Annotated in this window: 10 protein-coding genes; 3 read left to right on the forward strand and 7 right to left on the reverse strand. The window is 65.0% G+C overall.

Annotated features, from left to right (window positions below):
* Positions 1–81 precede the first annotated feature (81 nt).
* Both AC3D24_RS17575 and AC3D24_RS17580 read right to left on the reverse strand, forming a co-directional pair.
* The gene (locus AC3D24_RS17575; RefSeq protein ID WP_489032403.1) at positions 82–780 is read right to left on the reverse strand and encodes a 50S ribosomal protein L25/general stress protein Ctc; all 699 of its coding nucleotides are present in this window, start codon (positions 778–780) and stop codon (positions 82–84) included.
* A 263-nt stretch (positions 781–1043) separates the two neighbouring features.
* A complete protein-coding gene (locus tag AC3D24_RS17580) occupies positions 1044–1910 on the reverse strand; it encodes a TraB/GumN family protein (protein WP_489033213.1) in 867 nt (288 codons plus the stop codon).
* A 188-nt stretch (positions 1911–2098) separates the two neighbouring features.
* Here AC3D24_RS17580 and AC3D24_RS17585 point away from each other — a divergent pair, with 188 nt between their 5' ends.
* The 3 genes from AC3D24_RS17585 (at position 2099) to ppdK (ending at position 8285) form a co-directional block, all read left to right on the forward strand.
* On the forward strand, positions 2099–2938 hold the full coding sequence (locus AC3D24_RS17585) for a glycine--tRNA ligase subunit alpha (protein WP_489033215.1): 840 nt from the start codon (positions 2099–2101) through the stop codon (positions 2936–2938).
* 127 nt (positions 2939–3065) lie between these two features.
* Positions 3066–5528, forward strand: a complete 2463-nt coding sequence (glyS, locus tag AC3D24_RS17590) for a glycine--tRNA ligase subunit beta (protein ID WP_489032404.1) — start codon at positions 3066–3068, stop codon at positions 5526–5528.
* A gap of 93 nt (positions 5529–5621) precedes the next feature.
* Complete coding sequence (gene ppdK / locus AC3D24_RS17595; RefSeq protein ID WP_489032405.1) at positions 5622–8285, forward strand: pyruvate, phosphate dikinase; 2664 nt, start codon at positions 5622–5624, stop codon at positions 8283–8285.
* A 239-nt stretch (positions 8286–8524) separates the two neighbouring features.
* Here ppdK and AC3D24_RS17600 read toward each other — a convergent pair whose 3' ends face one another.
* The 5 genes from AC3D24_RS17600 to AC3D24_RS17620 are packed head-to-tail and all read right to left on the reverse strand — an operon-like array spanning position 8525 to position 12934.
* Complete coding sequence (locus tag AC3D24_RS17600) at positions 8525–8932, reverse strand: hypothetical protein (protein ID WP_489032406.1); 408 nt, start codon at positions 8930–8932, stop codon at positions 8525–8527.
* 53 nt (positions 8933–8985) lie between these two features.
* Complete coding sequence (locus AC3D24_RS17605) at positions 8986–9978, reverse strand: type II secretion system F family protein (protein ID WP_489032407.1); 993 nt, start codon at positions 9976–9978, stop codon at positions 8986–8988.
* A 9-nt stretch (positions 9979–9987) separates the two neighbouring features.
* Positions 9988–10959 carry a type II secretion system F family protein gene (locus tag AC3D24_RS17610; protein WP_489032408.1) on the reverse strand — a complete coding sequence of 324 codons (972 nt, stop codon included), beginning with the start codon at positions 10957–10959 and terminating at the stop codon, positions 9988–9990.
* A gap of 50 nt (positions 10960–11009) precedes the next feature.
* Positions 11010–12293: a CpaE/TadZ family protein gene (locus AC3D24_RS17615; protein ID WP_489032409.1), complete on the reverse strand. Its 1284-nt coding sequence runs from the start codon at positions 12291–12293 to the stop codon at positions 11010–11012.
* On the reverse strand, positions 12293–12934 hold the full coding sequence (locus tag AC3D24_RS17620) for a CpaD family pilus assembly protein (protein WP_489032410.1): 642 nt from the start codon (positions 12932–12934) through the stop codon (positions 12293–12295). Before AC3D24_RS17620 ends, AC3D24_RS17615 begins: the two co-directional genes overlap by 1 nt.
* Positions 12935–12968 lie beyond the last annotated feature (34 nt).

Below are 12968 nucleotides of genomic sequence, written 5' to 3' on the forward strand. Positions count from 1 at the left end.
GGCAGCCCCATAAAACGAAACGGGCGGGAAAGCCCTAGCTTTCCCGCCCGCCAGATCATCCTAAGACGAAGGGCTGAACCCTCAGTCCTTCTTCTGCGGCGTGATCTTGTCGTCGTCGTTATCGTCGTCGTTAGGCTCGACGACCGGCTCTTCGTCCGAAGCAGCCTCGGCAGCCTGTGCTTCGGCGACTTCGGCCTCGAGCTCTTCGTCCTCGACGGTCGGCACGGTCGGCGGCACGATCGTGGCGATCGCGAAGTCGCGGTCGTCGATCGCGGGCGTCGCGCCCTTGGGCAGCTTCACGTCGCTGATGTGGATCGAATCACCGATCTCCAGACCGGCGAGCGAAATCGTGATCTCGCTCGGGATGTCCGAAGCGTCGACGACCAGCTCGATCTCGTGACGCGTGATGTTGAGGACGCCCTTGCCCTTCTTGATGCCCGGTGCATCGTCTTCGTCCGCGAACACGATTGGCACGGCGACCGTCACGGTCGAATGCTCACCGATGCGCAGGAAGTCGACGTGGATCGGACGATCCGAAACCGGGTGGAACGACACGTCCTTCGGCAGCGTGCGCACGCCGTTGACCATCACGACGGAATTCATGAAGTGGCCGGTCATCAGCGCCTTCATCAGCGCCTTTTCCTCGAGGTGAACCGAGGTGGGTTCCTGATTCAGGCCGTAGATCACGGCAGGCACGCGGCCATCACGACGCAGCGCCCGGGAGGCTCCCTTGCCAACCCGGTCACGCGTCTCGGCTGCGAGCGTCAACTGGTCGCTCATCGATATTCTCCGAAACTCGTTTGTTGTCCTTCCCGCCCACGCCTCCAGGGATGACCATGGACCGGAAGCGCGGGCGCATAGCGGAAGTGGGGGATTTAATCAACTAAACCCTCGCCCCTCCGGGGAGAGGGAGGGGCCCGCGTGCGCTTGCACGTGGGAGGGTGAGGGGAGTGAGGCTCGGGACGTTCGCGCCAACTCCCCCTCACCCTTCCGTCGCAAGGGCTCCTCCCTCCCTCTCCCCGAGGGGGAGAGGGACTCGGGCATCAATACTTGACCCGCTCAGCCTTCACCCCAAGCTTAGCCAACTGCGCCTGCACGCTGTCCTTACCAGCCAGATGCCCCGCACCGACCGCGATAAACACAGTCCCCGGCGACTTCATCCGGTTCGCGACCCACTCGGCCCACCGCGCATTACGATCCACCAGCAGCACCTTCGCCACCTCGGGCGAGTCCTTCAGACTATCGTTCATCTCCTTGGCCAAGGCTTCGGGATCCCCCTTCGCCCACTCGTCGACCATCGCCGCCATGGTCTCTTCCAGCTTCGGCAACTCGTCGATCGTGCTGCCGAGGAACTGGATCTGCGCCTTCTGCGACAGCCCGCCGAAATACCCCAGCTGCTGCTCCGCCGTCTCCAGCCCGATCACAGGCTTCCCCGCAGCTTTCGCGGCCGCGGTAATCACCTGCTCGGGTCCGTTCGCAGAATCATACCCAAGCTTCGACAGCGGCGCGATCGACAGGTTGGTCGCCGCCAGCCACGGCTTGAACCGATCGAACGCATTCGCCGGCAGCCCCAGATCGGTCACTGCCTTCGCATACGCCGCACGCTTGTCCGCGGGCAGCTGCTCGGTCAGCGTCGGGCCGTCCTTCGCCACGCCGGTGGCCATCACCAGCGACTGCATCTTGGCGGGATCGGGCATCACCAGCTCCAGCACCACCTGGGTCGAGCGATCGAACGCCGTCTTCACCGCCTCGTCGAACCACGTCATGCCGGGCTTCAACACATGGATCGTCCCAAACAAATAGATCGTCGTGTCCTTGTCCTTCACCACCCACAACGCCGGATCGGCATCGTTCGCGGCTTGCACCGGCTTCGGCGCCACCTGCGCACAGGCGGGCAGGGCGAACGCCATCGCGATGGCAGAAAGCGCGGATCGGAACGAAACGATCTTTGAGAACAGCTTCAAGGTGACGGCATCCTTATCGTTGGTGCAGCCCATGTAGGACGCCCGGCCGCAACGCACCACTTGCCTCCCGCACCCCCATCCGCCAAAGCCCGCGCGTGACCCAGCCCGTGACAAAGCCTCTTAGCTTCCAGCGCATGATCCTCACGCTCCACGATTACTGGAGCGAACACGGATGCCTGATCCTGCAGCCCTACGACATGGAAATGGGCGCGGGCACCTTCCACACCGCCACGACGCTCCGCGCGCTCGGGCCGAAACCGTGGAACGCCGCGTTCGTCCAGCCCTGCCGCCGCCCGACCGACGGCCGCTACGGCGAGAACCCCAACCGGCTCCAGCATTACTACCAGTATCAGGTCATCCTGAAACCGAGTCCCGCCAACCTCCAGGAACTCTACCTCGGCAGCCTCGCGGCGATCGGCATCGACATGCTGAAGCACGACATCCGCTTCGTCGAGGACGACTGGGAAAGCCCGACGCTCGGCGCCTGGGGTCTCGGCTGGGAAGTCTGGTGCGACGGCATGGAGGTGACCCAGTTCACCTATTTCCAGCAGATGGGCGGCTTCGACATGAAGCCCGTCGCCGGCGAACTCACCTACGGGTTGGAGCGCCTCGCGATGTACATCCAGGACAAGGACTCGGTCTACGACCTCGCCTTCAACGGCGCCGGGGTGACCTACGGCGACGTATTCCTGGAGAACGAGCAGGAGATGTCGAAGTGGAACTTCGAAATCGCCGACACGGACTCCTTGTTCGACCAGTTCCGCAAGCACGTAGCGGAATGCGAGAACTCGCTGGCCGCCAAGCTCCCGATCCCAGCGTACGAGCAGGCAATCAAAGCCAGCCACATCTTCAACCTGCTCCAGGCCCGCGGCGTAATCTCGGTCGCGGAACGCCAAGCCTATATGGGCCGCGTCCGCGACCTCGCGAAGGGCGCCTGCGCTGCCTGGATGGACAAGCACGGATGGGCAGCATGATGCGCCCCCGTAGCGCCGCAGGCTGTATCTCTCCTTCTCTCCGCGTCCTCTGCGTCTCTGCGCGAACAGATTTTCGCGCAGAGACGCAGAGAACGCAGAGTGTTTTTGCTCCGACCGGTGAGCCCGAATGACCGACTTCCTCCTGGAGCTACGCTCCGAAGAAATCCCCGCCCGGATGCAGTCCAAGGCGCGTGAAGACCTCGCCAGGCTGTTCACCGCCGAGCTCGCCAAGGCCGGCATCGCCACCAGCGCGATCGTCACCTACGCGACCCCGCGCCGCCTGACGCTGATCGCCCGCGACCTGCCGCTCGAGACCGCCGCCGTCTCCGAGGAAACCAAAGGCCCCAAGACCTCCGCCCCCCCGCAGGCGCTCGAAGGCTTCCTCCGCAAGACCGGCCTCACGCGCGAGCAACTGATAGACCGCAACGGCACGCTGTTCGCAGTCACCGAGAAGCCAGGCCGCGCCACCGCCGCCGTGCTCGCCGAGGCAATCCCCGCGATCGTCCGCGCGTTCCCGTGGCCGAAGTCCATGCGCTGGGGCGACGCCTCCGCCAGCACCGAATCGCTCCGCTGGGTCCGCCCGCTGCAAGGCATCGTCGCGCTGCTCGGCGAAGAGATCGTGCCGTTCGAGATCGCCGGCATCGCCAGCGGTGCCGCCACGCTCGGCCACCGCTTCCACCACCCGTACCAGATCACGATCGGCGGCGCGCACGACTATGTCGAGAAACTGCGCGCCTGCCACGTCATCGTCGACCAAGACGAGCGCGCCACGCTGATTCACGACCACGCGCGCGAAGCCGCGATGCAGGCCGGTCTCGAACTGATCGAGGACGAGGGCCTCGTCGCGGAGAATGCCGGGCTCACCGAATGGCCGATTCCCCTGCTAGGCCAGTTCGACCCCGCGTTTCTCGACGTCCCGCCCGAGGTGATCCAGCTCACCGCGCGCGTGAACCAGAAATATTTCGTCTGCCGCGGGGCCGATGGAAAACTGGCCAACGCCTTCGTCTGTACCGCTAACATCGCCGCGCACGACGGCGGCGCGAAGATCGTCGAGGGCAACCGCAAGGTCCTCGCCGCGCGGTTGTCGGACGCGAAGTTCTTCTACGACACCGACTTGAAGGTCCCGCTCGCAGAGCAGGCGGAGAAGCTGTCGAAGATCGTCTTCCACGAAAAGCTCGGCACGGTAGCCGACAAGGTCGACCGCGTCGCGAAGCTCGCCCGCTGGCTGGTAGAAGAGGGCATAGTCCTCCCCGGAACGGGGAGGGGGACCAGCGAAGCTGGCGGAGGGGGCGCGCCACGAAGCGCAGCGCCCGCGGAGAACCCCCTCCACCCTCAGCCTGCGGCTGACGGTCCCCCTCCCCTTGCAGGGGAGGATTTGGCAACCCTCGCCGACCGCGCAGCCCGCCTCGCAAAAGCAGACCTCGTAACCGGCATGGTCGGCGAGTTCCCCGAGCTGCAAGGCCTGATGGGCGGCTACTACGCCGCCGCGCAGGGCGAGCACCCATCCGTCGCCACCGCCATCCGCGACCACTACAAGCCGGTCGGCCAAGGCGACGACGTCCCCACCGACCCGGTAACGGTGGCCGTGAGCTTGGCGGACAAGCTTGATACGATTTACAGCTTCTTTCAGACCGGGGACTTTCCGACCGGGTCTAAGGATCCTTTCGCTCTTCGGCGCCAAGCACTCGGTGTAATTGCGCTCATCACCACGAACAATGTTCGGGGTAGTTTGCGCAGGGCGTTGCACCAAGCCGGTCAGAACCGCTTTAACCAGGTCATGGACCGCGTAGTTACGAAAGGCTCCAAACTTGAAGCCTTCATAATCGGCGCTATGCGAGGCGAGAAGACTGCTGACGATTGGATGGCACGCCTCCAGACCGCAATTTCTACCGATGTGGGGCCGGCGGAGCTGACCCTTGCGAATAACGGCATGGATCAAGTCGTCGGCGCGCTCAAAATGCAAGAACGGTGGCCGAAATTGGCGGACCGTTTGCTGGAATTTTTCGCCGACCGCCTGAAAGTTCAACAACGCGAAGCCGGCGTCCGTCACGACCTGATCGACGCGGTGTTCGCGCTCGGTGGCGAGGACGATCTCGTCCGGCTGCTCGCGCGCGTCCACGCGCTTCAGGCGTTCGTGACCACCGAGGACGGCGCGAACCTGCTCGCCGGCTACAAGCGCGCCGCCAATATCCTGAAGAAGGAAGCCCCTTCTGCTCCCTCTCCCCCTCGGGGAGAGGGTCGGGGTGAGGGGCTGCCAAGCAGTGCAGCGCCCGGTACTGCCCCTCACCCCGACCCTCTCCCCGCAGGGGAGAGGGAGAAGATGCTGTCCTACACCCGCGAACCCGCAGAGACCGCGCTGATGACCGCGCTCGACTCCGCCGAACCCCGCGCCACCGCCGCGATCGCTCGCGAAGACTTCGCCGCCGCGATGGCCGCGCTCGCCTCGCTGCGCGCGCCGATCGATGCGTTTTTTGATAGCGTTATCGTCAACGATTCTGATCCCGCCAAGCGGTCCGCCCGCCTCGCGCTACTTGAGCGAGTCCGCGCCGCAGTGCACAACGTCGCAGATTTTTCGAAGATCGAGGGCTGATTGAAACCGGAAGTGCAGACGGCTCCCAGCGTCTGCACTTCCTATACTTCACTTTTGCCCCACCCATAAAAACAAGCACTTAGAGGACCCGAGATGACCCAATATGTGTACCGCTTCGGCGGCGGTGTTTCGGATGGCGGCAAGGGCGACAAGAACCTGCTCGGCGGCAAGGGCGCGAACCTCGCCGAGATGGCGTCGATCGGCCTGCCGGTCCCGCCGGGCTTCACGATCTCGACCGATTTCTGCGCGGTCTATTACGACGAGGGCGGCCAGTTCCCGCAAAGCCTGCGCGACGAGGTCGCCACCGGCCTAGCGCACATCGAAGGCGTCACGGGCAAGAAGTTCGGCGACCCCGCCGACCCGCTGCTCGTCTCGGTTCGCTCGGGCGCCCGCGCGTCGATGCCGGGGATGATGGACACCGTCCTCAACCTTGGCCTCAACGACCAGACCGTCGAAGGCCTCGCCGCCAAGTCCGAGGACGCGCGCTTCGCCTGGGACAGCTATCGCCGCTTCATCCAGATGTACGCCGACGTCGTCCTCGAACTCGATCACGGCGCGTTCGAGGAAGCGCTGGAGATCGCCAAGGAAGACCAGGGCTTCACGCTCGACACCGAACTCTCCGCCGACGACCTGCGCAAACTCGTCGCGGAGTATAAGGGCCTCGTCGAAAAGCTCTGGGGCAAGCCCTTCCCGCAGGACGTCCACGACCAGCTCTGGGGCGCGGTCGGCGCCGTCTTCGGTTCGTGGCAGTCCGAGCGTGCCAAAGTCTATCGCCGCCTGAACGACATCCCCGGCGGCTGGGGCACCGCGGTCAACATCCAGGCGATGGTGTTCGGCAACATGGGCGACACCTCGGCCACCGGCGTCGCGTTCACGCGCGACCCGTCGAAGGGCGACCGCGCCTATTACGGCGAATTCCTGATAAATGCGCAGGGCGAAGACGTCGTCGCCGGCATCCGCACGCCGCAGTATCTGACCAAGACCGCTCGCGAAGACGCCGGCGCCAAGCCCGCCTCGATGGAAGAGGCGATGCCTGAGGTCTATCACCAGCTCGCCGACGTGTTCGACACGCTCGAAAACCACTATCGCGACATGCAGGACATCGAGTTCACGGTCGAGAAGACCAAGCTCTGGATGCTCCAGACTCGCGCCGGCAAGCGCACCGCCAAGGCTGCGCTGAAGATCGCCGTCGACATGGCCAACGAGGGGCTGATCACCCGCGAGGAAGCGATCCTGCGCATCGAGCCGATGGCGCTCGACCAGCTTCTCCACCCGACGCTCGATCCCAAGGCGCACCGCGACGTCCTGACCAAGGGCCTCCCCGCATCGCCCGGTGCAGCCTCGGGTGCGGTCGTGTTCGACGCCGATGCCGCCGAGAAGAAGGCCGCCGATGGCGTCGCCGTCATCCTCGTCCGCACCGAAACCTCGCCCGACGACATCCACGGCATGCACGCGGCCAAGGGCATCCTCACCGCGCGCGGCGGGATGACGAGCCACGCGGCCGTGGTCGCACGCGGCATGGGACGCCCCTGCGTTTCGGGTGCCGGCACGCTCTCCATCGACGCCAAGGCGAAGATCATGCGTTGCGGCGGCCGCGAGGTGAAGGAGGGCGACCTGCTCACAATCGACGGCACCACCGGTGAAGTGATGATCGGCGCGGTCGCGACCGTCCAGCCCGAGCTGTCGGGCGACTTCGCGACCTTGATGGTTTGGGCCGACGAGGTCCGCCGCCTGAAAGTCCGCGCCAACGCCGAGACCCCCGAGGATTGCCGTGTCGCGCGCGAGTTCGGCGCCGAGGGCGTCGGCCTCTGCCGCACCGAGCACATGTTCTTCGAGAGCAGCCGCATCACCAACGTCCGCCAGATGATCCTGGCGAGCGATGAGAAGGGCCGCCGCGTCGCACTCGAAAAGCTGCTCCCCGAACAGCGCAAGGATTTCACCGAGATCCTCGAGGTCATGGCGGGGCTTCCGGTAACGATCCGCCTGCTCGATCCGCCGCTGCATGAATTCCTCCCGCACGAGGAATCAGAATTCGCCGAAGTCGCGACCGCGGCGGGCGTCGACGTCGACACCTTAAAGCGCCGTGCGGCGGAGTTGCACGAGTTCAACCCGATGCTCGGCCATCGCGGTTGCCGTCTCGGCGTGACCTATCCCGAGATCTACGAGATGCAGGCGCGCGCCATCTTTGAGGCGGCGGTCGACGTCGCCGAGAAGTCCGGCGCGGCCCCGATCCCCGAAGTCATGATCCCGCTGGTGGCCACCCGCCGCGAGCTGGAACTGATGAAGGCCGTAGTCGACAAGGCCGCGCAGGCGGTGTTCGCCGAGAAGGGCCGGACGATCGAGTATCTCGTCGGCACGATGATCGAGCTACCCCGCGCAGCCCTCCGCGCCGGTGAGATCGCGGAAGTCGGCGAGTTCTTCTCGTTCGGCACCAACGACCTGACGCAGACCACGCTGGGTGTCAGCCGCGACGATGCCTCGCGCTTCCTCGGCGCCTATGTCGAGCAGGGCATCTACGCCAAGGACCCGTTCGTCAGCATCGACGTCGAAGGCGTCGGCGAACTGATCGAAATTGCGGCTGAGCGTGGTCGCAAGACGCGGGCCGGCATCAAGCTCGGCATCTGCGGCGAGCACGGCGGCGACCCGGCGAGCATCGCATTCTGCGAGAAGGTCGGCCTCGATTACGTCTCGGCCAGCCCCTACCGCGTCCCGATCGCCCGATTGGCAGCGGCGCAAGCAGCGCTATCGAAGAAGTAACGCCAGCCTCAACCAAAGCACCACCCCGGCGAAGGCCGGGGCCCAATTGGAACGTCCAGAGTAACGAAGGGCTACCCCAAATTACTCAGCACTCCCAATTGGGCCCCGGCCTCCGCCGGGGTGGTGAAATGGGGGAGGGGTGCGCTCCCCAAATATGTTTCCCCGCGAAAGCACGGATCCAGACTGGGCTCCCGCCTTCGCGGGAGAACAAGGGGCGGGGGCTAACCTACCCCCAAACCTCACCGACGCTGGTCGAAATCGAACCACCCACGCTTCGTCCCATCGGCGTTATACGCCGGCCGGGCATAAGCCGGCCGCGCCGCCGAAGCCGCACTCGGATGCGCAACCGGAGCCACCGCCGACCGATCATCGACCACGCGCCGCTCGACCACCGGAGTCGCAACCCGCGCCGCCTCAACGTCCTTCACCAACCGGGCATTCTCCCGCTCGGCCTCGACCGCGCGTTTCTCCGCCGCCGCCGCGCGAACATCGCCATCCTTCTTCACCGAAGCATGCGCGTCCCGCTCCGCCAGATAGCGCGCCTTCCACTTCTTGCCCCCCGGATGGCTCGCCAGTCCGAACAGCCAGCCGGCGACGAAAACCAGCGCAAGCGCCGCGAACTGCGTAGGTGTGGAAAACAACGGCATCGTAAAACCCTCCTGTTACGGGAGCTCAACGATCATGCCGCCCAGCGGTTGCCTCAAGTCTTCATGAGCGCATCGGAGATCGAACACGCCGCCGGCCCCAGGATCACGACGAACAGCACGGGCAGGATGAACAGGATCAGCGGGATCGTCATGATCGCCGGCAACCGCGCTGCCTTCTCCTCCGCCCGCATCATTCGCTCGTTGCGGAACTCCCCTGACAGCACGCGCAGCGCCGACGCCAGCGGCGTGCCGTATTTCTCGGTCTGGATCATCGTCGTGACGACGCCCTTCACTGCATCGAGCTTCACCCGTTGTGCCAAATTCTCGAATGCGCTGCGCCGCTCGGTCAGGAATCCCAGCTCGATCCCGGTGAGTGTGAACTCCTCGCCCAGTTCGGGATAGGCCCGGCCCAGCTCGCGCGCGACGCGGTGGAATGCGGCATCGACGGTCAAGCCCGCCTCGGCGCAGATCACGAGCAGATCGAGCGCATCGGGTAGCCCCTTGCGGATCGCGTCCGAGCGCTTCTTGATCTTGTTGTCGAGATACAGGTCCGGCGCCTTGTAGCTCAGGATGAAGGTCATCGCGACGAGCCCATATTTCTTCAGCGGACCCCAGGTGGCGAAGCCATCGGTGCCGTACACCCAATACAGCATCATGCTGCCCAGCACGATCGGCAGGACGAGCCGGCCGAAGATCACTGCGGGCGCCCATTCCTTCGATCGGATGCCGGCCTGCATCAGCTTGACCTGGACCGCCTTGACCTGGCTGTCCTGCAGCACCTTCATCGCCGACAATATGCCGCGCATCCGGTCGGCGGTGTCGTTCCGCTGGACCAGCTTGGCGCGGCGCTTGGTCGAGGCGGTGATGCCTGCCTTCAACTGCTCGCGGCGATCGTTGAGCGCTTTCACGCGCTTGGCCATCGGATCGTTGACGGTGGTCACCGCATAGATCGCGACCATCACCGCGAACGCGGCAATCCCCGACAGGATCGTCGCGACCGTGAGGACGTCGAATCCGAGCAGGGTAGGTCCGGCAGTGGTGCCCATCATGTGCCCCTAAATCTCGAAGCTGATCATCTTGGACATGATGAAGGCGCCGATCGCCATCCACACCATGCCGCCCATGCCGATCGCCATCAGCCGCTCGTCGATGAAGAAATTCTGCATGTACTTGCCGTTGATGACCCAGATCATCCCGAACACGATGAACGGCAGCGCGCCTATGATGTAAGCGGACGCCTTGGATTCGGACGACATCGCCTTGATCTTCAGCTTCATCTGGCCGCGCATGCGCAGCACGTTGGACAGGTTCGCCAGCGTCTCCGCCAGATTGCCGCCGGTCTCGCGCTGGATCGCGATGGTGATCACGAAGAACTGGAATTCGGGTGTGCCGAGCCGGTCGGCTGTGTCCTGCAGCGCGGCGTCCATCGTCCGCCCGATCTTCATCTTGTCGCTGACCGACCGGAATTCCTCGCCGACCGGGCCATCGACCTCATGGCCGACGACGCCGATCGTCTCGCTGATCGGCAGGCCCGAACGCAGGCCGCGCACTAGCAGGTCGATCGCGTCGGGAAACTTCGCGGTAAACTTGCCGATCCGCCGCTTGATCGTCTGGCCGACGATGAAATGCGGTATGCCGACGCCGAGGAACAGCCCGACGAACAGCGCGAGCAGGATCGGCAGACCGCGCAACGCCATCAGCAGCGCGACGACCACCGCGATTCCAGCGGTCGTCATGCCATATTGGCCGACGGTCCAGTCCTTGCCCGTCATCGCCAGCCGCTTGGCCAGCTGAACCGGGTTGGGTAGGATCCGGATGAACGCCAGGTCCATCTTGGTATCGCGGTTGGTCGCGATGCGCCGCATCTGTGCCTCGGCGACGACCAGCGCGTCCCCGTGCCGTTCGCGCAACGACGCGATACGGCGCGTCTGTGCGCGGCTCGCGGACGGCCCCGCAAACGCAAACGCGACCATGCCCAGCACGACCAGCGAGCCGAGGATCACGAACAGGAACGGCATCATCTCCATGACGGCTCAACGCCCCCTGAGGATGGCGATGCGGACGATCCGGGCGGCGCTCACTTCGCCTTCGCCTTGGCCGAACGCTTGGGCATCAGACCCTTCAGCTCGCCGAACTTGCCCATCAGCGACTTGCTCTTCGCCTTGACGCCGTCGCCACTCGTGTCGGGAACCGCGCAGGCAAGCTCCGTTGCGAGCGCGACAATCGCTCCGATGGTCTTCGAATTTTTGCCAACCTCGACGATCGGCTTGCCGAGCTTGGCCGCCTGCGACGCGAGCTTCTGGTCGAACGGCACGATATAATCGATCTTCCGCTCGATCGAGCCCTCGAAATCCTTGCGGTTGATCTCGAGTTGGCCGCCGGCATGCATCCGGTTGGCGAGCACGAACACCGTCGTCTGCGGTGCGTTCGTTTTCATCCATGACAGGATCCGGATCGTGTCGCGGGCCGAGGCCAGCGTCAGTTCGGTGACGATCACGGCAAGTTGCACGTCGCTGATGAGGTGCGGGTGCTGGATCAGCATCGCGCGCGGCAGATCGACGACGGTACATTCGAACGCCGAACGCATTTCCTCCTGCAACTGATAGAACGCGCTGCCATCGGTGATCAACGGCGCGTTGATCGGTGCCTCGGCGCTGAGCACCGACAACTTCTCCGACGCCTTGACCATCGCGCGCTCGATGAACAGTCCGTCGATCCGGCTCGGGTTCTCGATCGCGTCGGTCAGCCCGCGACCCGGTTCGAGATCGAGGCTCAGCGCGCCCGTGCCGAAATGCACGTCGAGATCGAGCAACGCGGTCGTCCGGTCTTCCTTGTCCGCCAACAGCCAGGCAAGCGACGTGGCCATCGTCGATGCGCCGACGCCGCCGCGCGTGCCGATCACCGCGACCGAGCAATGCGGCCGGTCGGTCGAGACCTCGACGTGCTTGGGCGCATTCAACAGCGCCTGCGCATGGCCGAACGCTTCGCGCAGCATGTCGGGATGCAAAGGCTTCAACAGGTAATCCTGGATCCCGCTCGCGACGAGGTCACGATACAGGCGGACGTCGTTCACCTGGCCGGCGGCAATCACCACGGTCCCCGGCTCACACACTTCGGCGAGCGCGTTGATATCGTTTAGCGGATCGCCCGATTCGGCAAGGTCGACGAACAGAATCTGGGGAGACGCCGACACCGACAACGACTGGATCGCGTTGCGCAGGCCGCCCTTGTGGATCTTCTCGACCGACCAGCCGAGTTCGCTCGCGATCGGGCGGAGTGCCTCGGCGGTGATCTCGTCGCAGACATAGGCGGTGAAGGGTTCGCGGTGGGCGATGCCGCCCGGCTTCCACGGTGCGTTCATCACTTCCCTCCCGTGCTGGACGCGGACAGACCACCGGCACCGCTCGGCGTCTTCTTGCGATACGTGTCGATCGCCTTGAACGAGACTGCGGCATCGGTGGTCTCGGCGCCGGGCGCGCCGCGGACGAGATCGGCGGGGTTGGCGATCATTGCCGCGATATTGCGATTGGTCGCGCAGCCATAGTTGGATGAGCCGTTCGATTCGAACTCGTTGCTCGAATCCCGCGACCAGTCTGGGCAATGCGGCACGTCCGCCCGCATCCGGCTGACCACCACGCGAATCGATCCGGGGGTGACCGGAGCCGGGGTGACCGGCGCGTCGTCGCTCAGCAACAGGCCATAGCTGGCGACGACCGCGGCGACGTCGTCGCGGACGCGCGGACCTTTGCCGGCGGGATCGTCGATCGCGACCCGGTCGCCATAACCGAGCCGCATCGTCGTCATCCAGCCTGCGAGACGCTGTTGCTCGCCGCGCGCGAGGCTGCCGCCGGCAACGCCCAGGTCGAGCGCATAGTCCGATCGGCTGACGACCGGCTGATGGACCGATTCGAGGCCGCGATTCTCGGTGCCCATGCACCCCCCAAGCGGCAGGCCCAGCAGCAGTGCGGGAACGAGGGACGCTAGGATCGATTTGTTGATCATCGGAAATCCTTGGTGCGTTGGGCGCCAGCCCGGC

The sequence above is a fragment of the Sphingomonas sp. SL1004 genome (assembly GCF_057815015.1).